Annotated in this window: 22 protein-coding genes and 1 riboswitch; of the genes, 13 read left to right on the forward strand and 9 right to left on the reverse strand. The window is 70.7% G+C overall.

Going from position 1 to position 25,827, the window contains the following annotated elements:
- The first annotated feature begins 133 nt into the window (after positions 1-133).
- Both DEJ49_RS22350 and DEJ49_RS22355 read left to right on the forward strand, forming a co-directional pair.
- Entirely contained in the window at positions 134-1,750 is a 1,617-nt protein-coding gene (locus DEJ49_RS22350) for a succinic semialdehyde dehydrogenase (protein WP_150185781.1), read from the forward strand.
- Between the two features lie 43 nt (positions 1,751-1,793).
- The gene (locus DEJ49_RS22355; RefSeq protein ID WP_150185782.1) at positions 1,794-3,596 is read left to right on the forward strand and encodes a GMC family oxidoreductase; all 1,803 of its coding nucleotides are present in this window, start codon (positions 1,794-1,796) and stop codon (positions 3,594-3,596) included.
- Positions 3,597-3,706: 110 nt separating this feature from the next.
- On the opposite strand, the gene DEJ49_RS22360 is transcribed toward DEJ49_RS22355, so the two are convergent.
- Complete coding sequence (locus DEJ49_RS22360) at positions 3,707-4,747, reverse strand: LPXTG cell wall anchor domain-containing protein (protein ID WP_150185783.1); 1,041 nt, start codon at positions 4,745-4,747, stop codon at positions 3,707-3,709.
- Positions 4,748-4,974: 227 nt separating this feature from the next.
- Between DEJ49_RS22360 and DEJ49_RS22365 the strand changes: the two genes are divergently transcribed.
- From DEJ49_RS22365 to DEJ49_RS22375, 3 genes are all read left to right on the forward strand, one after another.
- Complete coding sequence (locus tag DEJ49_RS22365; RefSeq protein WP_223832942.1) at positions 4,975-5,346, forward strand: hypothetical protein; 372 nt, start codon at positions 4,975-4,977, stop codon at positions 5,344-5,346.
- A gap of 98 nt (positions 5,347-5,444) precedes the next feature.
- Positions 5,445-6,245 carry a hypothetical protein gene (locus tag DEJ49_RS22370; RefSeq protein WP_150185784.1) on the forward strand — a complete coding sequence of 267 codons (801 nt, stop codon included), beginning with the start codon at positions 5,445-5,447 and terminating at the stop codon, positions 6,243-6,245.
- Between the two features lie 130 nt (positions 6,246-6,375).
- Positions 6,376-7,113, forward strand: coding sequence for a hypothetical protein (locus DEJ49_RS22375; protein ID WP_223832943.1), 738 nt, complete (start codon positions 6,376-6,378; stop codon positions 7,111-7,113).
- A 595-nt stretch (positions 7,114-7,708) separates the two neighbouring features.
- On the opposite strand, the gene DEJ49_RS22380 is transcribed toward DEJ49_RS22375, so the two are convergent.
- Positions 7,709-8,002, reverse strand: coding sequence for a chorismate mutase (locus DEJ49_RS22380; protein ID WP_411757184.1), 294 nt, complete (start codon positions 8,000-8,002; stop codon positions 7,709-7,711).
- Between the two features lie 390 nt (positions 8,003-8,392).
- Between DEJ49_RS22380 and guaA the strand changes: the two genes are divergently transcribed.
- On the forward strand, positions 8,393-9,979 hold the full coding sequence (gene guaA, locus DEJ49_RS22385; RefSeq protein WP_150185786.1) for a glutamine-hydrolyzing GMP synthase: 1,587 nt from the start codon (positions 8,393-8,395) through the stop codon (positions 9,977-9,979).
- A 92-nt stretch (positions 9,980-10,071) separates the two neighbouring features.
- Here guaA and DEJ49_RS22390 read toward each other — a convergent pair whose 3' ends face one another.
- A complete protein-coding gene (locus DEJ49_RS22390; protein ID WP_150185787.1) occupies positions 10,072-10,551 on the reverse strand; it encodes a pyridoxamine 5'-phosphate oxidase family protein in 480 nt (159 codons plus the stop codon).
- A gap of 180 nt (positions 10,552-10,731) precedes the next feature.
- Between DEJ49_RS22390 and DEJ49_RS22395 the strand changes: the two genes are divergently transcribed.
- The 3 genes from DEJ49_RS22395 to DEJ49_RS22405 all read left to right on the forward strand — a co-directional run bounded on the left by DEJ49_RS22395 (position 10,732) and on the right by DEJ49_RS22405 (position 13,687).
- Positions 10,732-11,517, forward strand: coding sequence for a class II aldolase/adducin family protein (locus tag DEJ49_RS22395; RefSeq protein WP_150185788.1), 786 nt, complete (start codon positions 10,732-10,734; stop codon positions 11,515-11,517).
- 151 nt (positions 11,518-11,668) lie between these two features.
- Positions 11,669-12,934 carry a hypothetical protein gene (locus DEJ49_RS22400; RefSeq protein ID WP_150188390.1) on the forward strand — a complete coding sequence of 422 codons (1,266 nt, stop codon included), beginning with the start codon at positions 11,669-11,671 and terminating at the stop codon, positions 12,932-12,934.
- A 165-nt stretch (positions 12,935-13,099) separates the two neighbouring features.
- Positions 13,100-13,687, forward strand: coding sequence for a DoxX family protein (locus DEJ49_RS22405; protein WP_150185789.1), 588 nt, complete (start codon positions 13,100-13,102; stop codon positions 13,685-13,687).
- On the opposite strand, the gene DEJ49_RS22410 is transcribed toward DEJ49_RS22405, so the two are convergent.
- Positions 13,656-13,907 carry a hypothetical protein gene (locus DEJ49_RS22410; RefSeq protein ID WP_150185790.1) on the reverse strand — a complete coding sequence of 84 codons (252 nt, stop codon included), beginning with the start codon at positions 13,905-13,907 and terminating at the stop codon, positions 13,656-13,658. The two genes, DEJ49_RS22405 and DEJ49_RS22410, sit on opposite strands and share 32 nt — an antisense overlap.
- Positions 13,894-15,273, reverse strand: a complete 1,380-nt coding sequence (locus DEJ49_RS22415; RefSeq protein ID WP_150185791.1) for a PspC domain-containing protein — start codon at positions 15,271-15,273, stop codon at positions 13,894-13,896. Before DEJ49_RS22415 ends, DEJ49_RS22410 begins: the two co-directional genes overlap by 14 nt.
- Positions 15,274-15,457: 184 nt before the next feature.
- Between DEJ49_RS22415 and DEJ49_RS22420 the strand changes: the two genes are divergently transcribed.
- The gene (locus DEJ49_RS22420; protein ID WP_150185792.1) at positions 15,458-16,747 is read left to right on the forward strand and encodes an ATP-binding protein; all 1,290 of its coding nucleotides are present in this window, start codon (positions 15,458-15,460) and stop codon (positions 16,745-16,747) included.
- On the forward strand, positions 16,744-17,475 hold the full coding sequence (locus tag DEJ49_RS22425; RefSeq protein ID WP_150185793.1) for a LuxR C-terminal-related transcriptional regulator: 732 nt from the start codon (positions 16,744-16,746) through the stop codon (positions 17,473-17,475). Before DEJ49_RS22420 ends, DEJ49_RS22425 begins: the two co-directional genes overlap by 4 nt.
- A gap of 20 nt (positions 17,476-17,495) precedes the next feature.
- Here DEJ49_RS22425 and DEJ49_RS22430 read toward each other — a convergent pair whose 3' ends face one another.
- A complete protein-coding gene (locus DEJ49_RS22430) occupies positions 17,496-18,137 on the reverse strand; it encodes a hypothetical protein (RefSeq protein WP_150185794.1) in 642 nt (213 codons plus the stop codon).
- Between the two features lie 30 nt (positions 18,138-18,167).
- Positions 18,168-19,214, reverse strand: coding sequence for an NlpC/P60 family protein (locus tag DEJ49_RS22435; RefSeq protein ID WP_150185795.1), 1,047 nt, complete (start codon positions 19,212-19,214; stop codon positions 18,168-18,170).
- A gap of 346 nt (positions 19,215-19,560) precedes the next feature.
- On the opposite strand from DEJ49_RS22435, the gene DEJ49_RS22440 reads away from it, so the two are divergent.
- Positions 19,561-19,914, forward strand: coding sequence for a hypothetical protein (locus tag DEJ49_RS22440; RefSeq protein WP_150185796.1), 354 nt, complete (start codon positions 19,561-19,563; stop codon positions 19,912-19,914).
- Positions 19,915-20,036: 122 nt separating this feature from the next.
- On the opposite strand, the gene DEJ49_RS22445 is transcribed toward DEJ49_RS22440, so the two are convergent.
- On the reverse strand, positions 20,037-21,269 hold the full coding sequence (locus DEJ49_RS22445) for a C40 family peptidase (protein ID WP_150185797.1): 1,233 nt from the start codon (positions 21,267-21,269) through the stop codon (positions 20,037-20,039).
- A 6-nt stretch (positions 21,270-21,275) separates the two neighbouring features.
- Positions 21,276-21,432: riboswitch (cyclic di-AMP (ydaO/yuaA leader) on the reverse strand.
- Positions 21,433-21,697: 265 nt separating this feature from the next.
- Between DEJ49_RS22445 and pcrA the strand changes: the two genes are divergently transcribed.
- Complete coding sequence (pcrA, locus tag DEJ49_RS22450) at positions 21,698-24,238, forward strand: DNA helicase PcrA (protein ID WP_150185798.1); 2,541 nt, start codon at positions 21,698-21,700, stop codon at positions 24,236-24,238.
- Positions 24,239-24,264: 26 nt separating this feature from the next.
- On the opposite strand, the gene DEJ49_RS22455 is transcribed toward pcrA, so the two are convergent.
- On the reverse strand, positions 24,265-25,683 hold the full coding sequence (locus DEJ49_RS22455) for a M23 family metallopeptidase (RefSeq protein WP_317850463.1): 1,419 nt from the start codon (positions 25,681-25,683) through the stop codon (positions 24,265-24,267).
- Positions 25,684-25,827: the final 144 nt, after the last annotated feature.

Raw genomic sequence — 25,827 nt, forward strand, 5'->3', positions numbered from 1 at the left:
AGTCGCTCGGCACATCGGTAACGGCCTGATCAGCGGCTTTGTCGCCAGCAATCACTGGCGTCATGTGCGGAGGCCGTGAACCCCCGTTACCGATGGGTACCCAAAAGGCTGGTGGAGGCCTACTCTCACGTGCATGACGGACTCGCAGGCCACCGCAGCGCCCCTCGGAACGAACCCGACCGCCCCGGCCCCCGACGGCGCCCGCACCGCCGCCGACGTGGTCACGCCCGAGCTGATCGCGCAGCTCACCCGTGACGTCATCGGGTCGGGACGGACGGCCAACCACTCGCCGCTGACCGGCGAGAAGCTGGCCGACCTGCCCGAGTCCACCCCCGAGGACGTCACCACGGCCTTCCAGCGGGCCCGCACCGCGCAGATCGCCTGGGCGAGGACCCCCGTCAAGCAGCGCGCCGCCGTCCTGCTGCGCTTCCACGACCTGGTGCTGCAGCGCCAGGCCGAGGTCCTCGACCTGATCCAGCTGGAGACCGGCAAGTCCCGGCTGCACGCGCACGAGGAGGTCCAGGCCGTCGTGGTCGCCGCCCGGCACTACGGCCGCAGGGCCCCCGCCTACCTGGCGTCGAAGCGGCACACCGGCGTCGTCCCCGTCCTCACCAAGGTCACCGAGAACCGTCAGCCGCGCGGCGTCGTCGGGCAGATAGCCCCCTGGAACTACCCGCTCGAACTGTCCATCGGCGACGCGCTGCCGGCCCTCGTCGCGGGCAACGCCCTGGTCATGAAGCCCGACACGGAGACCTGCCTGACCGCGCTCTGGGCCCGCGACCTGATCATCGAGGCGGGCCTGCCCGCGGAGGTCTTCCAGGTCGTCCTCGGCGACGGCCCCGTCGTCGGCCCCGAGATCGTCAAGCACGCCGACTACGTCTCCTTCACCGGCTCCACCCGCACCGGCCGCGAGGTCGCGCAAGGCGCCGCCGCCCGCCTGGTCGGCGTCTCGCTCGAACTCGGCGGCAAGAACGCCATGCTGGTGCTGCACGACGCCGACGTCGACAAGGCCGCGTCGGGCGCGGTGCGCGCCTGCTTCTCCTCCGCCGGCCAGCTCTGCATCTCCATCGAACGGCTCTACGTCCACGAGTCGATCGCGGACGAGTTCGTGGCGCGCTTCGCGGAGCGCACGAAGGCGATGAGGCTCGGCAAGTCCCTCGCGTACGGCGCCGACATGGGCTCCCTCGTCGGCGAACGGCAGCTGGAGACCGTGACCCGGCACGTCGAGGAGGCCGTCGCCAAGGGCGCCACGCTCGTCGCGGGCGGCGTCGCACGCCCCGACATCGGCCCCTACTTCTACGAGCCGACGATCCTCGACGGCGTCGAGGCGCCGATGGCCGTCTGCAACGAGGAGACCTTCGGCCCGGTCGTCTCCATCTACCGCTTCACCGACGAGAACGAGGCGGTCGAGCTCGCCAACGCCACGCCGTACGGCCTGAACTCCTCGGTCTGGACGAAGGACGGCAGCCGCGGCCGCAAGATCGCCGCCCGGCTGCGCACCGGCACGGTCAACGTCAACGAGGGCTTCGCGCCCGCCTATGGCAGCGTGCAGTCCCCGATGGGCGGCATGAAGGACTCCGGCCTCGGCCGGCGGCACGGCTCCGAGGGAATCCTCAAGTACACGGAGGCGCAGACCGTCGCGACCCAGCGGGTCATGCCGCTGGCGCCGTCCTGCGGCCTGGACGACGAGAAGTACGCGGCGTTCATGAGCACCAGCCTGAAGGTCATGAAGGCGCTTCGCCTGCGCTAATGCGTCAGCGCGGTGCTGCGCCAGTTCTCAACGAGGAGAGTCAATGTCACAGGAGAGCTCTGCCCAAAACCAGGACTACGACTACGACGTCGTCGTCATAGGCAGCGGCTTCGGCGGGGCCGTGTCCGCGCTGCGCCTGACGGAGAAGGGCTACCGCGTCGGCGTACTGGAGGCGGGCCGCCGCTTCACGCGCGCGACGCTGCCCAAGAACTCCTGGGACCTGAAGAACTACTTGTGGGCGCCGGCGCTCGGTCTGTTCGGCATTCAGCGCATCCACCTGCTCGGCAACGTGATGGTCCTCGCGGGCGCAGGCGTCGGCGGCGGCTCGCTGAACTACGCCAACACGCTCTACGTGCCTCCGGAGCCGTTCTTCAAGGACGCGCAGTGGAAGGACATCACGGACTGGCAGGACGAGCTGCGCCCCTACTACGAGCAGGCCAAGCGCATGCTCGGGGTGCGGCTCAACCCGACGATGACACCGTCGGACGTCCATCTGAAGGCCACCGCCCAGGCGCTGGGGGTCGGCGACAGCTTCCACATGGCACCCGTCGGCGTCTTCTTCGGCGACGAGAAGGACGCGGACGGTTCTTCAACGTGCAAGCCGGGGGCGGAGGTTCCCGACCCCTACTTCGGTGGCGCGGGCCCGTCCCGCAGGGCCTGCACCGAGTGCGGCGAGTGCATGACCGGCTGCCGCCACGGTGCGAAGAACACCCTGAACGAGAACTACCTGTACCTGGCGGAGAAGGCCGGGGCGGTCGTCCACCCGATGACGTCGGTCGTCGCCGTCACCGAGGACTCCCGGGGCGGCTTCGCCGTCGCGACACTGCCGACCGACAAGAAGCGCAAGGGCGAGGGCCGTACGTTCACGGCCCACAAGGTCGTCGTGGCCGCCGGTACGTACGGGACGCAGACGCTCCTGCACCGAATGAAGGACACCGGTCTGCTGCCGCACATCTCCGCACGCCTCGGCAGCCTCACCCGCACCAACTCCGAGGCGCTCGTGGGCGCCCAGACCACCGACCGCCGCTACCGCAAGAAGCACGCGGGGGAGAAGGCCGACTTCACCAAGGGCGTCGCGATCACCTCGTCGATCCACCCGAACGACAGCACCCACATCGAGCCCGTCCGCTACGGCAAGAAGTCCAACGCCATGGGCAGCCTCACCGTGCTCCAGGTCCCGTACAGCGTGCGGGGCGGCAAGGCGCGCGTCGCGGGCTGGCTCGGCAACGTGGCGCGCCACCCGTGGCTGATGGTCCGCTCGCTCTCCAACCGGCACTGGTCGGAGCGGACCATCATCGGCCTGGTCATGCAGTCCCTCGACAACTCCCTGACGACGTACCGCAAGGAGAAGGGCGTCGGAAAGGGACTGCTCACCGCCCGGCAGGGCCACGGCGCGCCCAACCCCGACCAGATCCCCGAGGCCACCCGCGCGGCGACGCTCCTCTCCGAGGAGATCAACGGCTTCCCCGGGTCGAACGTCGGCGAGCTCATGGGCACCCCGCTGACCGCGCACTTCCTCGGCGGCTGTCCGATCGGCGACTCCGCGCGGACCGGTGTCATCGATCCGTACCACCGGCTCTACGGCCACCCCGGCATCTCGGTCGTCGACGGCGCCGCGGTCTCCGCGAACCTGGGCGTGAACCCGTCCCTGACGATCACCGCGCAGGCCGAGCGCGCCATGTCGTTCTGGCCCAACAAGGGCGGGGAGGACCCGCGTCCGGCGCAGGGCGCGCGGTACGTGCGGATCGCGGCGGTCGAACCGAAGACTCCGGCGGTCCCCGCGGACGCGTTCGGCGCACTGAAGCTGCCGTTCCTGGGGATGCCGACGGTACCGGCCAAGAAGTAAGTCCCCCGGGACACACGCAAGTCCGGACACACCTACCCCCGGACACACGTAAGGACCTGCACCCCCCTCCGAGCGCAGGTCCTTCCGCGTGATCAGGCGGCCGAGTCGGCTCAGGCCGTGCCGTCGACCTTCCGGCGGCGTACGGCGAACACGACGCCCGCACCGGCGACGACGGCGATACCGCCGATGACACCGACGGTCGGCAGCATCGAGCTGGAGCCGGTCTCGGCGAGACTGCCGTCGACCGGGGCCGGGGTCTCCGAGGCGCTGCCCTGCGGCGCGGGCGCGGCCTGCGCCGTCTTGGACGGGGACGGCTTCGGCGTGGGCTCGGCCGTCTCGTCGCCGCCGGCCTTGACGATGGTCAGCGGCGAGTACTTGGACGACGTGTGCGTGCAGTCGAGTTCGGGGTCGACGTACTTGCCCAGACCCTCCACGTATCCGTCGACGGCCGGGGCCTTCGCGTCGACCTTGGCGCGCAGCTTGACGTCGGCGCTGTCCTCGGCGTCCAGCTCGACGGTGCCGTAGGCGAGACCGTCGTTGAGCGGGCTCTCGACCGTCGTCCACTCCTTGGTCTCCGGGTCCTGGTACTGCACCTCGGTGAAGTACCGCAGCCCGTCCTTCTTGTCCGGGTGGGCGCCCAGGTTGTTCACGAACGCGGTCCAGCGCACGTCACCGAGCGGCTCATCGGTGGGGTTCTCGGCGGTGAGCTTGAAACGGTGCCAGCCGCTGCCCGCGACGATCTTCTTGGGCAGTCCGACGAAGTCGACCTCCAGCACGGAGTCGGGGTCGGTGCTGCCGTCGTCGGATTCGCACGTCGCGGGCGCCTCGTCCTCGGCGTCCTCGTCCGGGACCTCGGGGACCTCAGGCGTCTTCGGCGTCTTCGGGACCTTGACCTCGTCCGAGCGCTTCTTCTCGGGTGCCGGGGGCGCCGTGGGCGGGGTCGGCTTGCCGGGCGTCTTCTCCGGCTCCGGCGTCTGCGCGGGCGGCGTCACGGACGGGGTCGGCGTGGCGGACTCCGTCGGGGCCCCCGCGGCAGGGGCAGGCGGAGTGGACGTGCCCTCGGTCGCGGAAGCGGCGGGTGCCGACAGCAGCGCGATCGGGGCTATGGCAGCCGTAGCGGCCGCGGCAGCCATGGCACGACGAAGCTTCATGAAGACCTCAGGAAGTCGGAGACGCGGGGTGGCTCAAAGTACTGACGGGTACTGACTCTTGTTACTGCATGCATGACCTGTGATCCCTGTGAATGGTTGTCCTCGACTTCACATAATTCTTATGTGGCGTGCCTCACAGGCCGACGCGTTGTCGGCGGCGCGTGCTAGAACTTCCCCCGCCCTCAGGGCAGCTGACAGGGCATCCGCAGACAGGGGGAGGGAACAGCGTGGCCATACCCGACGAGGTGTGGGAAAGGTTCGAGAAGGACAGCGAGCGGGAGATCCGCTCGTCCGCGCCGAAGGAACCGTCCGCGCGGGCGCGCATGGTGGCCGAGCGGTTGCGACGCCTGGACGAGGAGGCCGCGCGGCGGCGGGTCGAGGAGGCGGGTCGGTTCCGCCGCAGACGCGCGAGGCGCGAGGCCGAGTCCGCGCGGTGGCGCCCGGACGACTGGCGGTCGATGCCGACGGGTGCGGCGGGGGGTCGTGGCGGGAGGTCCGAGCGCAGCCGCCGGGTGTGGAGCGTGGTGATCGTCATCGGCGGCATGGCCCTCGCGATCGTCCTGCTCAGCCCGTTCCGCTTCTGGATATGGGGCTGGTGAGGCAGCAGGACATCGCTGGTGAGTTGCGGGGAACCAGATTCGATCTTCCTCCGTCGTAGGTTGCGTCCGGAAACGGTGGATCGGCAGGGGAACAGAACGTGAAGTCAGCGGTGTCGCGCGTCGTGGCGGCCGTATCGGTCGTCGTCGCACTCGGAGCGAGTGCGGCCTGCAGCAGTGATGGTGGCGGCGGCGACGCACGGAAGGACGCGAAGCCGCGCGCGAGTGCGGGCCCCTCGAAGCTGGAGAAGGCGGCCCTGACCTCGGGTGACGTGAAGGGCTACGACGTCGAGGAGCCGGACGAGTCCGCGTCCTCCGCCGCCGCGCCGCCCGCGGCGAAGCCGTCTCCCGCGGAGTGCGGCCCGCTCGCGGCGATGCTCGATGTGCGCGCCGCGGGACAGACGAGCACCGCGGGAAAGACGAGCACCGCGGGGAAGACGAAGGACCACGTCCGCCGCGTCCTGACCGCCACCGACGACAAGGACTTCACGACGACCCGCGTCGGCCTGTCCTCCTACGCCGGGTCGGACGCCGAACAGACGATGGCGGACCTGCGCGCGGCAGCGCGGTCGAAGAAGTGCGCGGCCTTCCGCGTCGGCGAGCAGCGCTACATCGGCGTACGGCCGCTGCCCACGCAGGGCAAGGCGGGCAAGGGCGACGAGGCCGTCTCGTACAAGATCGCCCACCGCAAGGGCGAGTACGTCATGCGGGAGAGCGTCACGGTCGTGCGCACCGGCGCGACGCTCGCCGTCTTCGACGCGTCGAACCTGTACGACCCCGAAGGCGTCCAGAGCGACAAGGACGCCGAGAAGGACGGCACCGACGGCATCGGCACGCCCACGGCGGACCAGGACCCGAAGGTGGCGCCCGAGATCGTCACCGCGCAGCTCGACAAGATCTAGCGGAGCCGTACAACCTTTTCGGCGGTTCCTGATCGTTACGGAAAACGCTGGTCAGCGGCGTGTGTTTACCGCTTTCATGTCGCCTCGGCGCGGGCCGTCGCCCGCGCCGTGACACGTGAAGGTAGGAAACGTGAAGTCATCTGTGTCTCGGGCCGTCGTGGCCGCGTCCGTCACGGTCGCGCTGGGCCTGACCGCAGCGTGCGGCGGCGACAAGGACAGTGGCGGCAGCGGCTCCGACGACAAGAAGTCGTCCGGGCAGCAGGCCAAGCAGAAGCCGGCCGAGGGAAAGCCGGCAGAGAAGAAGTCGACCGCGCTGTCCGCCGCCGACCTGGAGAAGGCGGTGCTCGCCAAGGGCGACCTCAAGGGCTACAAGGTCGAGAAGATGTCCGCGGCGGACATGCCCTCGCAGACCGTGCCCGCAGACCCGGCCGCCTGCCAGCCGTTCGCCGACATGTTCATGTTCGCGACCCAGCCGTCGGCGAAGGCCCGTGTCGGCCGCACGATGACCGGCCCGGACGAGCTGGACGCCACGGTCATCTCGCTCGCCCTGCTCGCGCACGAGCAGCCCGAGGCGGAGAAGGTCATGGGCGACCTTCGGGCGGCCACGAAGAACTGCACCGCCTACGAGCACGCGGACTCGAAGTACCGCGACGTCGCCGCGCTGCCCACGCCGAAGGCGGGCGACGAGGCGGTCTCGTACAAGGTCGTCGGCCTCATCGAGGGCCAGAAGACGCCGATGAGCTTCACCGTCGTGCGCAGCGGTTCGACGCTCGCGGCCTTCTACTCGATCAACCTGCTCAAGCCGAAGAAGTTCGGTGTGCCGGCGGAGATCGTCGAGGCGCAGGTGAAGAAGTTGCAGGACGCGTAGTCGGCGACCGTATGAGCGCCATATGGGCGCCCCTGTGAGCGAAGGGCCCCGCGGGACGGATCCGCGGGGCCCTTGGCTGTCGCACCGACGTCAGGGCCGCGTCGATGCCTCGGGACGGCGCCGGGGGGAGTGCGCCGCTCTGGCCGAGGAACCGATGGCCGACCCGGCGCACGAGGGGCGCTCGCGTGGTATCGACCACTGGCAATGAAACTGTGGACGGCGGGACTCGCTGCCCGTCCTTCTACGCATCGTGCTGGATGGGTTGTTCGCTGCGCAACCGTTTGGACCACATCTGAAGGGGGAAGGGCCGGGGATTCGGCCCGGGTGCCGGGACGGAGGCCGGCCGGCTCCGGGCGTCCCCGAAGCCGACCGTTCTCTTGGGTGACCGGGCTGCTGTCCCCTGCCGTCCGGTCACGTCACTGGAGCGAGGTCCCACGGCGCAGGGAGCGATCCCTGCGCCTCATCGCTCCAGCGGAGCCACGCGTGGTTCTTGCGGGCCCGCACCTGGCTGACACGGACACCGGGACCAACGAAGCGCCGCCGGGACCGGTCACGCGCCGTACGGGTGAGAGCGGATCCGAACTCAGATCCGCAGTCAGACACGGCCGCGGCACAGCTCCAGGAGCGTCATCGCGAGCGCCGTGCCGGGCTTGCCGAGCGCGTCCCTGTAGTGGCCGAGGATCTCCATCTCGCGGGAGAGGTTCACGCGGCGCCCGCCGGAGGTGATGCGGGCCTCCTGGATGACGGCCGAAACGGCCATGCGTTCCTGTACGAGACCGATGATCCGGTCGTCGAGCGCGTCGATCCGCTCACGCGCGTTCTCGATCACACCGGCGGCCTCGGGGGTGCGGGCGCCGGTCTTGTCCGCAGTGGCGGTCGTCATCGTCATGGGGGTCTCCTTGTCGGAAGAGGTGCCCCGGAGCGGCAGGACCCGCGTACGACAGAGCGCCCCGGGCCTTGTCGGCCCGGGGCGCCCGGTAAGTCGCTTGTCGGTGGGATCAAGCAGCTCGACCATGGCAGCCGGCAGGCCGGTTGCCATAGGTAAAGAGGAAGCTGAGGTGCTTGGTCACGGAGCCAGTATGCCCCCACGCGCAGGTGGCGGGTCAATCGGGACTCCCCGCGGCTCGGATGCTGAGACGCCCGCCGTTGCGCGGGGGCGCCGTCGGATACGACGAAGGGGTCGCGCCGGGCCCGTTAGAATTGACAAACACAGACCCCCTGCTCACGCACGAGCCTCTGCTCACGCACCGCTCAAGCTCAACGCCGGAAGGCCGCCGCCGTGCCATCAGCGCCCCCCGCTGCCGCCGCTCCCGACACCGTTCTGGTCGTCGACTTCGGAGCGCAGTACGCCCAGCTCATCGCCCGTCGCGTCCGTGAGGCCCGCGTCTACAGCGAGATCGTGCCGAGCACGATGCCCGTCTCCGAGATGCTCGCGAAGAAGCCCGCGGCGATCATCCTGTCCGGCGGCCCCTCGTCGGTGTACGCGGAGAACGCCCCGAGGCTCGACCGCCAGCTCTTCGAGGCCGGCGTCCCCGTCTTCGGCATGTGCTACGGCTTCCAGCTGATGGCGACGACCCTCGGCGGCACGGTCGACAACACCGGCGCCCGTGAGTACGGCCGCACCCCGCTGGCCGTCTCCAAGGCCGGCTCCACGCTCTTCGAGGGCACCCCGACCGAGCAGTCCGTGTGGATGTCGCACGGCGACGCGTGCAGCGCCGCCCCCGAGGGCTTCACGGTCACCGCGTCCACGGACGTCGTGCCGGTCGCGGCCTTCGAGGACGACGAGAAGAAGCTGTACGGCGTGCAGTACCACCCCGAGGTGATGCACTCCACGCACGGCCAGCAGGTCCTCGAGCACTTCCTCTACCGCGGCGCCGGCCTCAAGCCGGACTGGACGACCGGCAACGTCATCGACGAGCAGGTCGCCGCGATCCGCGAGCAGGTCGGCACCAAGCGCGCCATCTGCGGCCTCTCCGGCGGAGTGGACTCCGCGGTCGCCGCCGCCCTCGTGCAGAAGGCCATCGGCTCGCAGCTGACCTGCGTCTACGTCGACCACGGCCTGATGCGCAAGGGTGAGACCGAGCAGGTCGAGAAGGACTTCGTCGCCGCGACCGGCGTGCAGCTGAAGGTCGTCGACGCGCAGGAGCGCTTCCTCGCCGCGCTCGCCGGGGTTTCCGACCCCGAGGAGAAGCGGAAGATCATCGGGCGCGAGTTCATCCGCGTCTTCGAGCAGGCCCAGGCGGAGATCGTCGCCGAGGCCCCCGGCGACCAGCCCGTGGAGTTCCTGGTCCAGGGCACCCTCTACCCCGACGTGGTCGAGTCCGGTGGCGGCACCGGCACCGCGAACATCAAGTCGCACCACAACGTGGGCGGGCTCCCCGAGGACCTCGAGTTCCAGCTCATCGAGCCGCTCCGCAAGCTGTTCAAGGACGAGGTCCGGATGGTCGGCGCCGAGCTCGGCCTGCCGGACGAGATCGTCCAGCGCCAGCCGTTCCCCGGCCCCGGCCTCGGCATCCGCATCGTCGGCGAGGTCACCAAGGACCGCCTCGACCTGCTGCGCGAGGCCGACGCCATCGCCCGCGAGGAGCTGACGGCGGCCGGCCTCGACCGCGAGATCTGGCAGTGCCCGGTCGTGCTGCTCGCGGACGTCCGCAGCGTCGGCGTCCAGGGCGACGGCCGTACGTACGGCCACCCGATCGTCCTGCGCCCCGTCTCGTCCGAGGACGCCATGACGGCCGACTGGACCCGCATGCCGTACGACGTCCTCGCGAAGATCTCGACGCGCATCACCAACGAGGTCGCCGACGTGAACCGCGTCGTGCTCGACGTCACCTCGAAGCCGCCGGGCACCATCGAGTGGGAGTGACCCCCGCGGTCGACCTTCCCCAGGCTTGCTGAGTCTGCTGAGCGCCGGTGCCGCCCTTCCGTCCACGTGACGGAGGGGCGGCACCGGCGTTCTCACGTCCGGCGCGTGACGCGCACCCCGGCGCCCGGCCTCCACAGCTGCACCGCCAGGTACTTCCCGTCCTCGATGGAGGTCCGCACGACCTCCGTCAGTTCCGTGCGGAAGAGGTGGAAGGCGTCCGGGTCCGGCGGACGCACCGTGTCCGCGTACCGCGCGACGGTCGCCGCGTCCCGCACCTCCACCGCCCGTCCCGCGATACGGACGTCGCCGCCCGCCATCTCCGTGCCCGCCCCCGGGTTCGCCTGCAGGGCGAAGCGCGGATCGCGGCGCAGGTCGAGCGCCTTGAGCGAGTTCGGCATCATGCCGAGCCACAGCTCCCCGTGGAGGAAGCGGACTTCGAGCCCCGTCGTACGCGGCGAACCGTCCTTGCGGAGCGTCGCGAGGACATGGTGCGTGAACGCGCCGAACCGCTGCTCGACGGTCGCGGCGAGATCCGGCTCCGCGTCGGCGAATGCTTCCCAATTGCACGTCATACGTCGAGTCTGCCGCCGATACCCGACACCTCCTGTCGCCTTTCACCGCCCCGTTCACCGTCCTGCCGAACACACCGCACCTCGCACCTTTGATCGTGTCCCCTTGATCGCGTCACACCCCTGTTTTCCTGTGCTTCCCGCCGGTAACTTCCGCCCCGTACAGCCACGGATGGAGGACACATGCAGGCGCCCACACCGATACCCGTCGAGCGGTTGCAGTTCGCGATGCCGCCCGTCCACACCTCCGTGGCGGACGAACGACGGCACCGCAAGGAGCGGCTCGCGGGCGCACTGCGGATCTTCGGCAGGCTCGGGTACGAGGACGGGGTCTCCGGCCACATCACCGCACGCGACCCGGAGTACACCGACTGCTTCTGGGTGAACCCCTTCGGAATGCCCTTCAAGCACATCACCGTGGGGGACCTCGTCCTCGCCAACGCGGACGGGCAGGTCGTCGAGGGGCGCCACCACGTCAACCAGGCCGCGTTCACCGTGCACGCCCAGGCCCATCTGGCACGCCCCGACGTGGTCGCCGTCGCACACTGCCACTCCCTGCACGGCCGCGCGCTGTCCACACTCGGCGAACTCCTGGACCCGATCACCCAGGAGGCCTGCGCCTTCTACGAGCACCACGCGCTGTACGACGGCTACACCGGCGTCGTCGTCGACGCCGAGGAGGGCCGGCGGATCGCCACCGCGCTCGGCGACCACAAGGCGGTCGTCCTGCGCAACCACGGCCTGCTCACGGTCGGGGACTCCGTCGACGCCGCGGCCTGGTGGTTCATCTCCATGGAACGCTCCTGCCAGGTCCAGCTGAGCGCACGGGCGGCCGGGCGGCCCGTGCTGATCGGCCACAAGCAGGCGGTGCAGACCCGCGAACAGCTCGGCAGCGACCTGGTCGCGTGGATCAACTACCAGTCCCTGTGGCAGGACATCAGCCGCAGCGAACCCGATCTCCTGGCCTGACCTCGACGTCAACACCGAGCCGCCCCTTTCACCCCCGCTGACCTCACCCCGGGCATTCGTTCGCCTTGCAGTACGGCACAATTCCCTTCCTCTGCAGGGAAGTTCGCGGGAAGCCTCAGAGGCTTCGAGGGTGGGGAAGGCGGCGTACGCGGTGGCGGTGCAGGAGGCGGGGCAGGGCGTGCACGGGGGCGGTTGCACGTGCGGCGGCTGCCCGCACGGGGCGCGTGAAGGGCATCGGCGCGCCGTGGCCGCGTTCCTGGCCCAGCGCGACGGGTTCGCGGCGGGGGAGGGGCTGCCGGCGGCCGTCGCGCACTCGGCGGGCGCCTCGCGGCAGTGGGTGTCGGACGAGCTGACCCAGTCCGCGCGCACCGTCGCCGAGCGCGGCAGGGCCGAGGGCGAGGCCTGGCTGCGACGCCTGTGGACCCGCACGCTCGGCATCGTCTGGGGCTCCTTCGGTGTACTCCTCGTCGTCCAGGCGCTCACCGCGATCGGCGCGGGCTGGTCGGACGCGCGCACGGCCGGCCTCCTCGCCGCCTTCGTCATGGGCGGCCTGCTGACCGGCGCCGCATACGCGCACCGGGCGCGCGGCGGTGTCCTCGCGCCGGTGATCGGCGAGGACAACCGGCTCTCCACCTCGCGCGCCGTGGCGGCCGCCTGGGTGCTCCTCGTCGTCTTCGCCGTACTCGTCCTCGTCGGCGAACTCGCGGCGGCCTCGAGCCACGCGGAACGCGACGAACTGATCGAGGGGTTGCAACTCGCCCGCGCCGCGGGAACGGTGACGGTCCTCGCCGTGGTGTGCGCGGTCGCCGTCCTGGTGCGCAGGGTCGTCGGCCTGCGCGTGCTGGGCCAGCGCCTGCAGAAGGTCCGCGCGGACCGGCCGCGGGCCTCCGACCCGCTCACGGACGACGCCGGTCGCGGCAGCTTCGCCGACGCGCAGTACGTCCTGATCAGCGCCGTCGCCGTGATCTTCGCCGCCGTCCGCCTGGCCCGCCGCCCCGAGCAGCTGCCCGACCTGCCGTGGGGCCTCGCCCTGCTCGTGCTGGTCTCCGCCGCCACGTACCTGGCGGGGAAGTACGCCGAAGGCGGCCGCCCCGTGATCCTCTCCGTCGTCCGCGCGCGGGAGGCCGGCGACCTCGACGCCCCCATCCGCACGGGCGACGACATCGAGATCCGTGGCGCGGGCTTCGTCCCGCCCGGCGCCGGGGACGCGGACCGGCTCGCCCGCACGGTCGTCCGCATCGGCACCGTCCACGTCCACGTGCCGCTCGTCCCCGTACCGGGCGGCTTCACCAATCCGACCGACGCGGTCCTCACCGTCCCCGTCCCCGTCGACGTGGAACCCGGCCGCGTCGAGGTCCAGGTCGTCACGGCCGCGGGCGTCGAGACGAACCGCGTCACGATCGACGTGACGGACTGACCCACAACGTCCCCCCCCCTCTCCTCCCACGCTCTGCCCCGGGCCCCTCGCCCGGACCGCCGACGCAATCCCCCTGCACACCACTGAGCAGCGGCCCCTCTTCGTACGTATCGTCAAATGACGGGACCACGCGAGACGGGACCACGCGAGAGGCGGCGGAGTGCCATGGCGCACGGCATGCGTACGAACAGCCACACCGGTCACACGGGCCACGCCGGTCACGCGGGCCGCACCAGGCGTGACGTCTGGCGGGAGTCCGCCACGCGCTACGCCCTGCTCCCCCTGCGGATCTTCCTCGGCGTCACCTTCATCTACGCGGGCCTGGACAAGCTCACCGACAGCACCTTCATGCAGGCGAGCGGCGCGGGCTCGATCGGCGCCCAGATGGAGGGAGTCCGCGACATCTCCGCGGTCCCCGCTCTCGTCGACCTTTCCCTTAAAAGCCCCGTCGGCTTCGGCTACGCCATCGCCCTCGGAGAGCTCGCCGTCGGCATCGGCACCCTGATCGGGCTGTTCGCCCGGGTCGCCGCAGTCGGTGGCGCCCTCATCTCGCTCAGCCTCTGGCTGACCGTGAGCTGGCAGGAGGAGCCCTACTACTACGGCAACGACCTGGCCTACCTGATGGCCTGGCTGCCGCTGGTCCTCGCCGGAGCCGCGGTCCTCTCCGTCGACGCCCTGCGCGCCGCCCGCCGCCGAACGCCCCGGGGCCCGGACGGACCCGCTAGGACAGGCCCTGGTCCCGCGGCTCCCTGACGCCCCCGACACCACCGCCGGAACGCGCCGCCCCTCTCGGACGTATCCCATGGATCGCCGCCGCCACGCCCGCCAGGAACAGGCCGGCCATCATGAGCGGCAGCGCGACGAACCACGGCGCGTCCCAGGCGCCGCCCGCGTCCCCCGCGTACACGACCGCGACCGTCAGCAGGCAGAGCCCCGCGACCAGCTTGCCGGGGTGGAATTCATGACGTAGCACGGGTCACCTTCGCTTGTCCGACGCCGACTTCGAGGCGCAGATCGATCGTGCCGCCGCCGTCGCCGCCCGAGGGCGGCCGCAGCGTCACCGTCTTCTCCCGGCCCGGAGCGACGTCCAGGTCCTTGTCCTTGTCGCCCGGCAACGTGATGTCGCCGACGCCCACTTCCACATCGAGCCGCACGGTGGCGTCCTTCGGCAGGATCACGTCGATGCTGCCCGCGCCGATCTCGGCACTCGTCCGCAACGTCTTGCCCTTGCCGACGTCGAGCTTGCTCAGATCGAGCGTGCCGGTGCCGAGCCCCACCTCGTACTGAGGCCGGACGTCCGCCACCGCGGTCGGTATCCAGTCCGTGTGCACGTAGTGCGTCGTGATGTTCTTCGGCAGGGCCGCCGAGGCGGCGAGGAGTCCGGCGGTGAGCACCGCCAGCACGATCGACCCGGCCCCGGTGCGCCCGAGGAAGGCGCTCACCGCGATGCCGAGGCCGAACACTCCGAGCGCGCACGCGAGGCCCACCTGCAAGGTCGTCCCGAGCGGATGGTCCTCCCAGGTCAGCCCGGTCCCGAGACCGCCCGCGAGGAGGGCGGTCAGGAACACCCAGCCGCCGATCCAGCGTGGCCCGCGCGGTGCGGGGGCGGGCGGCGGCACTTTCGCCTCGCGGAACACGCCCGCCCGGTGGCCCGCCACCCGGTACTCGACGTTGAGGCCCTCGGCCTTGAGACCGTCCGGACCCCAGAAATAGCCCGAGATCCCGTCGTACGTCCCGTCCTTGATGATCGGGTCGCGCCACCACGAGGGGCCCCCGGCGACGGGCGGCGCCTTCGCCTCCGGCGGTGCGTCCGCCGCGGCCTGCGCCGCCACCGGATCGGGGTCGAGGGTGTCGCGCTGCTGCGACCAATACCCGGCGCCCGCGAGGAGCAGGGCGAGAACCGCGGCGAAGGTCAGCGCCCCGCCGTTGTTCAGCAGCGTCAGGAAGACGCCACAGCCGACGAGCGCGAAGAGCACGGCGGTCAGCGCCTGGCCGTCGACCCGGCCGGAGAGGAGCCTGCGCGCCTCGTTCTCCTCCGCGTCCTCGTACGGCACGAAGAGCCACGCGAAGCCGTAGAACACCAGACCCAACCCGCTCGTGATCGCGAGCACGGCCAGGCCGATGCGGAAGATCACCGGGTCCATGTCGCAGTGCCGGCCGAGACCGGCGCACACGCCGCCGATCTTCTTCTGCCGACGGTCGCGGCGGAACTTGCGCTCCTCCGCGGGCAGGCCCGGCTCAGAAGCGTCCACGGGACCGCCCGGGACGCCGTGCGCGGCGCGCGAGGCGCCGCGGATGGCGGCCTCGGTCTCCGTCTCGGCGGGCTGCTGATCTGTCATGTGTCCATGGTGACCGCCGCGGGGCCGCCGCGGCAGTCGGGACGACCCTGGACGAACCCTGATATCGCCCCTGAGACCCTGCGGGCCGCACCCCTGACAGGGACGGGGCAGGGGAACGGATCAGGGAAGTCTCGGGGGTCGACCCTGATGCTCCCACCCGCGCCCGCGTGTGAATATCGAGAACATGCCGGAAGCCGCTGCACCGCCCATCGACGACGTCCGACCGCTGCGCAAGCTCTATCGCAGCGGTGACGGGCGCTGGCTCGGCGGTGTCGCACGCGGTCTGGCCGGACACCTCGGGCTGCCCGTGATCTGGGTCCGGCTGATCTTCGTCGGCCTGTTCACGGCGGACGGCCTCGGCGGTCTGCTCTACGCGGCGTTCTGGTTCTTCGTCCCGCTCGGAGTGGGCGGAGTGGACGCCCAGCGGCCCCCCGCGGCCGTCACGGCAGAGACGGCGCCGGACGGCCGCCGAAGACTCGTCGCCCGCAAGCCCGACAAGGGCCAACTCGTCGCGCTCCTCGCGATGGTCGTCGTCGCCATGGTCTTCGTCGGCAACGTGGACCTGGACGGCTCGACGAAGGCGTACGTCGTCCCGACCCTGCTCGTCGCCGCGGGCGTCGCCCTCGTCTGGCGGCAGGCCGACAACGCCCGCAGGGCCCGCTGGATGGCCGTCGGCCGTCGCAGGCGCACCCTGACGATCGCCCGCTCGGCCGCCGGAGTGCTGCTGGTCGGCGCGGGGGTGTCCGGCATCTTCGTGCTGCAGGGCTCCGCCGCGCACCTGGGCGCCGTGCTGCAGGCCTCGCTCGCCGTGCTCGTCGGTGTCGCACTGCTCGCCGGCCCCTACCTCGTCCGCATGATGCAGGACCTCTCCGAGGAGCGGCTCATGCGCATCCGCGCCCAGGAGAGAGCCGAGGTCGCCGCCCATGTGCACGACTCCGTGCTGCACACCCTGACCCTGATCCAGCGCAACGCGGAGAGCGCGAGTGAGGTGCGCCGTCTCGCCCGCGCCCAGGAGCGCGACCTGCGTGCCTGGCTCTACAAACCCGAGGGCACCGGCAAGGACGAGGACGAGGAACCCGACACCCTCGCCGAAGCGGTGCGCCGCAGCGCCGCCGAGGTCGAGGACAAGCACGGCGTTCCCATCGAGGTCGTCGTCGTGGGCGACTGCCCGCTCGACGAGCGGCTGACCGCACAGATGCAGGCCGCGAGGGAAGCGATGGTGAACGCCGCCAAGTACGGTGGCGAAGGCGGCGCGGTGCAGGTCTTCGCCGAAGTCGAGGGGGAGACGGTGTTCGTGTCCGTACGGGACCGCGGTCCCGGGTTCGATCTGGACTCCGTGCCGGACGACCGCATGGGCGTACGAGAATCGATCATCGGCCGTATGCAGCGCAACGGCGGCACGGCGCGGCTGCGCGCGGTGCCGGGCGGCGGCACGGAAGTCGAGCTGGAGATGGAGAGGACGGCGACGACATGAGCGACGCGACCGGGGCGAGCGGGCCCACGGAGCCGACCGGGACGGATGAGGGTGGCGGTGCGGACGGGCGTCGTGTGCGAGTCGTCCTCGTCGACGACCACCGGATGTTCCGTACAGGAGTGCAGGCGGAGATCGGCCGCACCGACGTCACCGGCGTCGAGGTCGTCGGCGAGGCGGCCGACGTCGACCAGGCGGTCACGGTCATCACGACCACGCGCCCCGAGGTCGTCCTCCTGGACGTGCACCTGCCGGGCGGCGGAGGCGTGGAAGTCCTGCGCCGGTGCGCGCCGTTGATGTCCGACGCGGAGAATCCGGTTCGGTTCCTCGCGCTGTCGGTGTCCGATGCCGCGGAGGACGTCATCGGAGTCATCCGCGGCGGCGCCCGCGGCTATGTCACCAAGACCATCACCGGCACCGACCTGGTGGACTCCATCTTCCGTGTGCAGGAAGGCGACGCGGTGTTCTCGCCGCGCCTCGCCGGATTCGTCCTGGACGCCTTCGCCTCGACCGACGCGCCCCCGGTCGACGAGGACCTGGACCGCCTCACCCAGCGCGAGCGCGAGGTCCTGCGGCTGATCGCGCGGGGGTATGCGTACAAGGAGATCGCCAAGCAGCTCTTCATCTCCGTGAAGACGGTGGAGTCGCATGTGTCGGCGGTGCTGAGGAAGCTGCAGCTGTCCAACCGCCACGAGCTGACGCGGTGGGCGACGGCGCGAAGGCTGGTCTGAGCGAGCGCTGGTGCGGGGGGCTAGCGGTGTACGGGGGCGGCGGCCGGTCGTGCGGGGCCGAGGTTGCGCAGGGCCCAGCGGTAGTGGCCGACCGCCTTCGCGGCGCCGAGGAGGCCGGTCAGCCAGACGAGCAGGCCCGTGCCCATGCCGAGGATGACGTCGGCGTAGGTCTCGTCGCCCGGTTCGGCGTACGCGGCCGCGGAGAAGGAGGTCCAGAGCCCGAGCGTGCACACGGCGAGGGACGACAGGAGCCAGAGGAGGCTGAGGCCGGGGGAGCGCAGCCGGGCGTCGGACGGGGGGTGGCTGTCCAGGGCCAGCCAGGCATCGGTGAGTTGCCGTAGGCGCCGGTCGCGGCGGATGCCGAGGACGACGCCGACGACCGCGGGGGCCAGCGCCGCGAGGCCGAGGACCACGAGGACCGGGCCCAGGAAGAAGGCGCTGGGATCCTTGTCGTCGATGTACCGGATCGGCTGGACCAGCAGGGCCCAGCCGGTGACGCCGCCGAGTCCGCACAGCCACAGCAGCAGGAGCCGGCTCACCCCGAGGTGCCGCCTGTGCAGTTCCTGGAGGGCCATGCCGCGGTCGGTGAGCAGCGTCTGCCGGTCCGGCCAGGTGCGCAGGTACACGGGTGGCGGGGGCGGAGGCAGCGTACGGCTAGGCATGCGCGTGACAATACTGGCGGGGCCGGCAGGTCAGGACACGCGTGTGGCTCCGGCGAACGGCATCTGGTCGATGGGGGCGAGCCGGACGGGGGCGCTCGGGTTCGGGGCGTGGATCATCTGGCCGTCGCCGACGTAGAGGCCGACGTGGCTGATGCCGGAGTAGAAGAACACCAGGTCGCCGGGGCGCAGTTCGGAGCGGGGGACGCGTTGTCCTGCGGCGATCTGGGCGTAGGTGGTGCGGGGCAGGGCGACGCCCGCCGAACGGTAGGCGGCCTGGGTGAGCCCCGAGCAGTCGAAGGCGTCGGGGCCGGTGGCGCCCCAGACGTAGGGGCTGCCGAGGGCCTTGTATGCGTAGGAGACGGCGGCCGCGGCGCGGGCGTCGGGCGCCTTCGCGGCTCCCAGGGCCGCGTCACGGGCGGTGGAGCGGGTGGCGCGCTCGCCCGAGGGGTCAGCGAGGTCGGCGCGCTGTTCGGCGGTGAGACGGGACAGGAGGCGCTTCGCCTCGCTGAGCTTTCCGGTGATCGTCTTCTTGTGCTTGCGCAGTTCCGCCTGGCGCGCGCGGAGGGCGTCGAGCCGGTCGTCGGCCCGGTCGCGCAGCCGGTCGAGCTCCCGCACCTGGTCCCTGACCTCGCCGACGGCCACGACCTGACGGCTGCCCGCCCGGTCGGCACGTGACGCGCGGTCGAGGAACTGGTCGGGGTCGGAGGAGAGCGCGAGCTGTATGGAGGGGTCGATGCCGCCCGCGCGGTACTGGGCGGCGGCGTAGGAACCGAGGCTGTTGCGGGCGGTGTTGAGCTTCTCCGTCTTGCGGGCGGCTTCGTCGCGCAGGTCGCCGAGTGTCTTTTCGGCCTTTTCCGCCTTCTCCTTGGCGCCGTTGTACTTCTCGGTGGCGGTCTCCGCCTCGCGGTAGAGCGAGTCGACCTTGGACTTCACCTCGGCGGGGCTGAGCCGGGGATCCGCGTGTCCCGTGCCGTCGAAGGCGGTGGCCGACGCGGCTCCCGCGAGGGCGAGGGTGGCGGCGGTGCGGACCGTGCTGCCGCTGAGCGAGCGCTGTCGGGGCTTGCGGTGCGCTGGCACGAAGAGGGGCTCCTTACGTGTCCGGCGGCGGCCCGCACAGGGGGAGCAGGCCGCCGCCGGGTTTCTCGGCGGTGGTGACCGACGGCCGTCCCGGGTCGGACGGCGGTGGGGAGCCGGTCACCTGGTGGAGGACGCTAAACCTGGCCGTCACGGGTTGGTGAGGGATTGTGCGCAATTGGCGGAAGTGGGCGGAACGGGGTCCAGGCGTGACCATGCGGAGCATGGGGTGGCGGTTGTTTCGCTCGCGGGTGTGACTGATGGCTCGTTTTCTGCGCACCCGAAGACGGGGTGGTGGTACGGGGGCGCCCGAGGGGTGAGGCGGAGGGCCCGGCTAGGCTCCGGCCTCATGGACGTACTCATCCATCTCTTCGTCGGCCTGCACATCATCGGCATCGCCTCGCTCCTGGGCGGCTTCCTGACCCAGATGAAGCAGATGGGCCAGGGCACCGCACGCTTCAGCCCCGCGATGCTGCACGGCGCGCTGACCATGCTCGTCACCGGTGTGGCCCTGGTGGGCCTCAACCAGGCGGACGACCACACGGTCAACAACGTCAAGATCGGCATCAAGCTGGCCGTGCTGATCGTGATCCTCGCGCTGGTCTACGTGAAGCGCGACGAGGAGAAGGTCGACAAGGGCATGTTCGGTGCGGTCGGCCTGCTGACCACGGCGAACATCTTCATCGCGGTGCTGTGGACCTGAGCTGGAGCTGAGTCGGACGTCAGGCGGGCCCGAGTCGGACCTGCGTTTTCCGGCCTCTACGCGCGCGTGGCCCGCATCCGGGAAGGATGCGGGCCACGCGCGCGTAGAGGGGTGCCGCCTCGTCAGGCCGGGCGGACCACGCTGTGGATCGGCATGTAGTAGATCGACTCGACGCGGACGTTCGCGCCCGGCTTCGGGGCGTGGATCATCTTGCCGTCGCCGATGTAGATCCCGACGTGACTGATGTCGTCGTAGAAGAACACCAGGTCACCCGGTTTCGCGTCGGCGGTCTTCACCGTCGTGCCGACTTTCACCTGGTCCCACGTGGTGCGCGGCAGCGAGATCCCCGCGGCCTTCCAGGCGTCCTGCGTGAGCCCGGAGCAGTCGTACGAGTCGGGGCCGGTGGCGCCCCAGACGTACGGCTTGCCGATCTGGGCCTCCGCGAAGTCGATGACCTTCGCGGCCTTGGTGGCGTAGCTGCCGTCGGAGCTTCCTGAGCCAGAACCGGAACCCGAACCGGAACCTGAGCCGGTGTCGGAGCCCGAGCCCGAGCCGGAGTCCTGGCCGCCCTCGCGCTCCTTCTCCCGCTGGGCCGCCTCCTCCGCCTTGCGCTTGCGCTCCGCCTCCGCGGCCTGCTCGCGCGCCAGCTTCTCGGCCTTGCGCTTGGCCTCCTGCTTCTTCTTCCGCTCGATCGCCGCGAGCCGCGCCTTCTCCTCGGCGGTCAGCTTCGAAAGGAGCTCGCGCGCGTCCCCCAGCTTCTTCTGGACGGCCTTCTTGCTCGTCCTGAGCTCGTCCCGCGAGTCGGTCAGCGTCTCCAGGCTCTTCGCGGCCCTCGTGCGCTGCTTCGTCGCCGACGCCTGCTCCGTCAGGTAGGCGTCGACGGCCTTCTTCTGCCGCGTGGTCAGCCGGTCCGCCAGGTGGTTCTGGTCGAAGTAGCCCTGCGGGTCGTCGGCGAGCATCATCGTGGCCGTCTCGGAGACGGCGCCGGTGCGGTACTGCGCCGCGGCGAACGAGCCCAGCTCCTGGCGTGCGTCGTTCAGCTTGTCCGTGCGCTTCGCCACGTCGTCGAGGAGCCGGTCGACCTTCTTGCGCTGCTTCTCCGTGCGCTCCTTGGCCGAGTTGTACTTCTGGGTGGCGACACCCGCCTGCCGGTAGAGCTCGTCGACCTTCTTCTGCACCTCTTCGAGGCTGGGCTCTTCGAGACTGGGCTTGGCCGGTGCCGAGGGTGCCGTGGGCGCTGCCTGCGCGCTCTGCGACAGGAGGGCGACGGAGGTGAGGGCTGCCGTCGTGATGCCGATGGCGGGGGCCGTACGAATGCCGGCCGCGCGGTTCCGCGGCTTGCGGTGCGACGCCAAGGAGGCGACTCCTTCCGTAGACCGCCTACCGGGTTAGCTGTCGGGTTCGGGCGGATGGTTCGGAAGGCTGCCCTACGGTCCCGTACTTCGTACGGGACCGATTCACCCCAAGTTTTCGGTGGGTCCCCGGCTCCGAACACGTCGGACTCGGCGGAGGCCGCCCGTTCCCGGCGGGGTTCGCCGGTGGGGGGACGAGTGGCCCGCCGGGCACGCTAGCCAACGCGTGTGGTGCCTGTGAAGGTTGATGTTCGATATGCCCGATACATTTTCGTTACTTTGCGCGGGCGTGCGCGGCGTGCGAGCGGCCATGGCGGAGTGTGATCGCCCGCAGGCAAGGTGTGACGCGGCCGGTGTGTCCGTGTGACGTCGACCGGTGTGTCCGGAACCCGCAGCGGGTTGTCAGTGGGGCCGCCTAGACTCGGGAGGCGATGAGCAGCCTCTTTGATGACAGCTTCCTGGCGGACCTGCAGCCCTCCCGGGCCGCGGACGAAGCGCCCCCGCCGCCGCCCGAGGACAGCGCTCCGGAGCCCATTCCGGACGACCTGTTCGACGGGAAGTTCGACGCGCCCATGACCCGGGACTCGCACTACCGCGACGGTGCCCCGCGCCCGGTCATCGACCCGGCGACGCTCCTCGACGGGCTGAACGAGAACCAGCGCGCGGCCGTCGTGCACGCGGGCTCCCCGCTGCTCATCGTCGCCGGCGCCGGGTCCGGCAAGACCCGCGTGCTGACCCACCGCATCGCGTACCTGCTCGCCGAGCGCGGCGTGCACCCCGGCCAGATCCTCGCGATCACCTTCACGAACAAGGCCGCGGGCGAGATGAAGGAGCGCGTCGAGCAGCTCGTGGGCCCCCGGGCGAACGCGATGTGGGTGTCGACCTTCCACAGCGCCTGCGTCCGCATCCTCCGCCGTGAGTACAAGAAGCTGGGCTTCACGTCCTCCTTCTCGATCTACGACGCCGCCGACTCCAAGCGCCTCATGGCCCTGGTCTGCCGCGACCTGGACCTCGACCCGAAGAAGTTCCCGCCGAAGTCGTTCAGCGCCAAGATCTCGAACCTGAAGAACGAGCTGATCGACGAAGAGGACTTCGCAGGTCAGGCCGCCGACGGCTTCGAGAAGACCCTCGCCCAGGCCTACGCCATGTACCAGTCGCGCCTCCGCGAGGCGAACGCGCTGGACTTCGACGACCTGATCATGACGACCGTCCACCTCCTGCGCGCCTTCCCGGACGTCGCCGAGCACTACAGGCGCCGTTTCCGGCACGTCATGGTCGACGAGTACCAGGACACGAACCACGCGCAGTACGCCCTGGTGCGCGAGCTGGTCGGACCCTCCGGAGGCGAGGGGGACGACCCCGCCGAGCTGTGCGTGGTGGGCGACGCCGACCAGTCCATCTACGCCTTCCGCGGCGCCACGATCCGCAACATCCTCCAGTTCGAGGAGGACTACACGGACGCGACGACGATCCTCCTGGAGCAGAACTACCGCTCCACCCAGACGATCCTGACCGCCGCCAACGCGGTCATCGAGCGGAACGAGAGCCGCCGCCCCAAGAACCTGTGGACCAACCAGGGCGAGGGCGCGCGCATCACCGGATACGTCGCCGACACCGAGCACGACGAGGCACAGTTCGTCGCCGACGAGATCGACCGCCTCACCGACGCGGGCGACGCGAAGGCCGGCGACGTGGCGATCTTCTACCGGACGAACGCCCAGTCCCGTGTCTTCGAAGAGATCTTCATCCGCGTCGGCCTGCCCTACAAGGTGGTCGGCGGCGTCCGCTTCTACGAGCGCAAGGAGGTCCGCGATGTGCTGGCCTACCTGCGCGTTCTCGCCAATCCCGAGGACGCGGTGCCGCTGCGCCGCATCCTGAACGTACCGAAGCGGGGCATCGGCGACCGCGCCGAAGCCATGATCGACGCGCTCGCGCAGCGCGAGAAGATCTCCTTCCCGCAGGCGCTCCGCCGCGTCGACGAGGCGTACGGAATGGCGGCCCGCTCCACCAACGCCGTCAAGCGCTTCAACACGCTGATGGAGGAGCTGCGGACCGTCGTCGAGTCGGGCGCGGGCCCGGCCGTCGTCCTGGAGGCCGTGCTCGAACGGACCGGCTACCTGGCCGAGCTGCAGGCCTCGACCGACCCGCAGGACGAGACCCGCATCGAGAACCTCCAGGAGCTCGCCGCCGTGGCGCTGGAGTTCGAGCAGGACAACAACCAGGCCACTGACACCGACCAGGCCGCGGACAACGCGCAGGGCGGGGCGGACGCAGGCGAGGGCGAGGGTGGCGACGCCGGTGAAGGCACCGCGGCCCCCGGCACGCTCTCGGACTTCCTGGAGCGCGTCGCCCTGGTCGCCGACTCCGACCAGATCCCCGACGAGGAGGACGACGGCTCCGGGGTCATCACGCTGATGACCCTGCACACCGCCAAGGGCCTCGAATTTCCCGTCGTGTTCCTGACCGGCATGGAGGACGGCGTCTTCCCGCACATGCGCTCCCTCGGCCAGGTCAAGGAGCTGGAGGAGGAGCGTCGCCTCGCATACGTGGGCATCACCCGCGCGCGTGAACGGCTCTATTTGACGCGTTCGTCCATGCGCAGCGCCTGGGGCACGCCGTCGTACAACCCGCCGTCGCGCTTCCTCGAGGAGATCCCGGACACGCACCTGGACTGGAAGCGGACCGGTTCGGTCGGCGCGTCGGCCTCGTCGGGGCCCGCCGCGGGCATCGCCTCGTCGCTGTCCTCGTCGCGCTCGCGTTCCGGCGGCGCACAGGGCTTCGCCACGCGCCGCGCGTCGGAGAAGCCGGTCGTGTCGCTGGCCGTCGGCGACCGCGTCACGCACGACCAGTTCGGTCTCGGGACCGTGGTCGGCGTGAAGGGGACGGGCGCGAACGCCGAGGCGACGGTGGACTTCGGAGAGCCCAAGCCGAAGCGCCTCCTGCTGCGGTACGCGCCGGTGGAGAAGCTCTAACGCCCTGGTCGGCGGCCGGAGTTACGTTACGTCGGGTCGAGGCCGTGGCTGCGGAGCCACGGCAGCGGGTCGATCGCCGAGCCGCCGGCGGGGCGCACCTCGAAGTGCAGGTGCGGTCCTGTGGAGTTGCCGGAGTTCCCGGAGAAGGCGATGGTCTCGCCCGCCTTCACGGGGCCGCTGGAGATCTTGTGCGTGGAGAGGTGGCAGTACCACGTCTCCGTGCCGTCCTTCGCGGTGACGATCGCCATGTTGCCGTAGGCGCTGTTCCACTTGGTCGAGACGGTGCCGTCGGTCGCGGCGAGGACCTCGGTGCCGTACGACACCGGGAAGTCGATGCCGGAGTGCGCGGACATCCAGTTGACGCCCGCCTGGCCGAACTGCGCGCTGAGGCCGTGCTGTTTCACGGGCAGGGCGAACTTGGGACGCAGTCGCTCCTTGCGCGCGGCCTCCGCCGCCGCCTTCTTCTGGGCGGCCACCTTCTCGGCCTTGAGGTCGATGCGCTCCTGCGTGCGGCTGGCGCGGTCCGCGAAGTCGCCCGCGTCCGCGGAGAGGTTCGCCAGCTGCGTGTCCAGCTTGTTGTTGGCGGCGGAGGGCTGCACGGACGTGGCGTCCGGAGCCGATGCCGTCGTCGTCGAGTCCTTCGCGTCGTCCCCGCCGAAGTTCCCCACGGACGCGGCCGCCACTCCGGCGACCCCCATCACGCAGGCCGAGGGCACCGCGACGGTGAAGAGCGCGGAACGCTTGGCGGGGGTACGGCGACGGGTCCTCGAGCGGCCGCCCGCCGCGGGCCCGCCGTTCCTCCCGCGGGAGGAACGGGGCGCGGAACCGGTGGAGTCGGCCGACTCGGTGTCCGGGGACTCGTACGCGGCGTCGCCGTCGGTCTCGTACGCCTGGGCCGCGTCGTGCGGGACGGGGGCGCCGAGCAAGTCGGGTGCGTCGTGCGCCTGGTGCGACTCGGGGGTGTCGTCGGCCGAGTTCCACGCCGTCGCGTCGAACGCACCGGTGTCGAAGGTCTGCGTGTCCCACTGGCCGGTCTGCGGGCCGTCCTGCGGGTCCTGGTGCCAGGCGGCGGTGTCCCACTGGCCCGTGGAGTCCGGGCTGTGCTGTGCGGGGATGTCGGCGACCTGCTGGTATCCGCCGGTCGACCACATCGAGGCGGTGTCGTAGCTGCCGTCGTAGGTGGCGGCGTAGTACTGCTCCGCGTACGCGTCGTAAGTGGCCGTCTGCTGCGGGCCCGTTGTGGTCGCCCACTGGCCGGTGTCGTGCCCGTTGCCCGGCATGTCGCCGAAGAGGGGGTCGACCGCGAACGTTCCGGTGTCGAAGGTGCCGGTGTCGAAACTGCCGGTGGAATAGGTGTCGTGGCCGTAGCCGTTGTGCTGGGCACTCTGTTCGTCGTACGTCGCGTAGTGCGCGTAGTCGGCGCCGGGTGCCGAGGACGGGGGCATTGAGCTCCCCGACGGGTGACGGTCGTTCACCAACTTCTCTTTCGCCTCGGCAGCAGGGGCAGAGCAGTGCGGCGACTGTACCCGGCGGTATACGGGCGCGACAATCTTCCCCAGGTTTCGTGCTCGCAGGAAACGGGCATTCGG

The organism is Streptomyces venezuelae (assembly GCF_008642335.1).
Classification (GTDB): Bacteria; Actinomycetota; Actinomycetes; order Streptomycetales; family Streptomycetaceae; genus Streptomyces; species Streptomyces venezuelae_F.

Bases quoted from the DNA above. Each gene is read 5' to 3' on its own strand.
- DEJ49_RS22350 (WP_150185781.1), top strand. From the start codon at position 134: ATGACGGACTCGCAGGCCACCGCAGCGCCCCTCGGAACGAACCCGACC.
- DEJ49_RS22355 (WP_150185782.1), top strand. From the start codon at position 1,794: ATGTCACAGGAGAGCTCTGCCCAAAACCAGGACTACGACTACGACGTC.
- DEJ49_RS22360 (WP_150185783.1), bottom strand. From the start codon at position 4,747: ATGAAGCTTCGTCGTGCCATGGCTGCCGCGGCCGCTACGGCTGCCATA.
- DEJ49_RS22380 (WP_411757184.1), bottom strand. From the start codon at position 8,002: ATGACGATGACGACCGCCACTGCGGACAAGACCGGCGCCCGCACCCCC.
- DEJ49_RS22390 (WP_150185787.1), bottom strand. From the start codon at position 10,551: ATGACGTGCAATTGGGAAGCATTCGCCGACGCGGAGCCGGATCTCGCC.
- DEJ49_RS22395 (WP_150185788.1), top strand. From the start codon at position 10,732: ATGCAGGCGCCCACACCGATACCCGTCGAGCGGTTGCAGTTCGCGATG.
- DEJ49_RS22405 (WP_150185789.1), top strand. From the start codon at position 13,100: ATGGCGCACGGCATGCGTACGAACAGCCACACCGGTCACACGGGCCAC.
- DEJ49_RS22415 (WP_150185791.1), bottom strand. From the start codon at position 15,273: ATGACAGATCAGCAGCCCGCCGAGACGGAGACCGAGGCCGCCATCCGC.
- DEJ49_RS22420 (WP_150185792.1), top strand. From the start codon at position 15,458: ATGCCGGAAGCCGCTGCACCGCCCATCGACGACGTCCGACCGCTGCGC.
- DEJ49_RS22425 (WP_150185793.1), top strand. From the start codon at position 16,744: ATGAGCGACGCGACCGGGGCGAGCGGGCCCACGGAGCCGACCGGGACG.
- DEJ49_RS22430 (WP_150185794.1), bottom strand. From the start codon at position 18,137: ATGCCTAGCCGTACGCTGCCTCCGCCCCCGCCACCCGTGTACCTGCGC.
- DEJ49_RS22440 (WP_150185796.1), top strand. From the start codon at position 19,561: ATGGACGTACTCATCCATCTCTTCGTCGGCCTGCACATCATCGGCATC.
- pcrA (WP_150185798.1), top strand. From the start codon at position 21,698: ATGAGCAGCCTCTTTGATGACAGCTTCCTGGCGGACCTGCAGCCCTCC.
- DEJ49_RS22455 (WP_317850463.1), bottom strand. From the start codon at position 25,683: ATGCCCCCGTCCTCGGCACCCGGCGCCGACTACGCGCACTACGCGACG.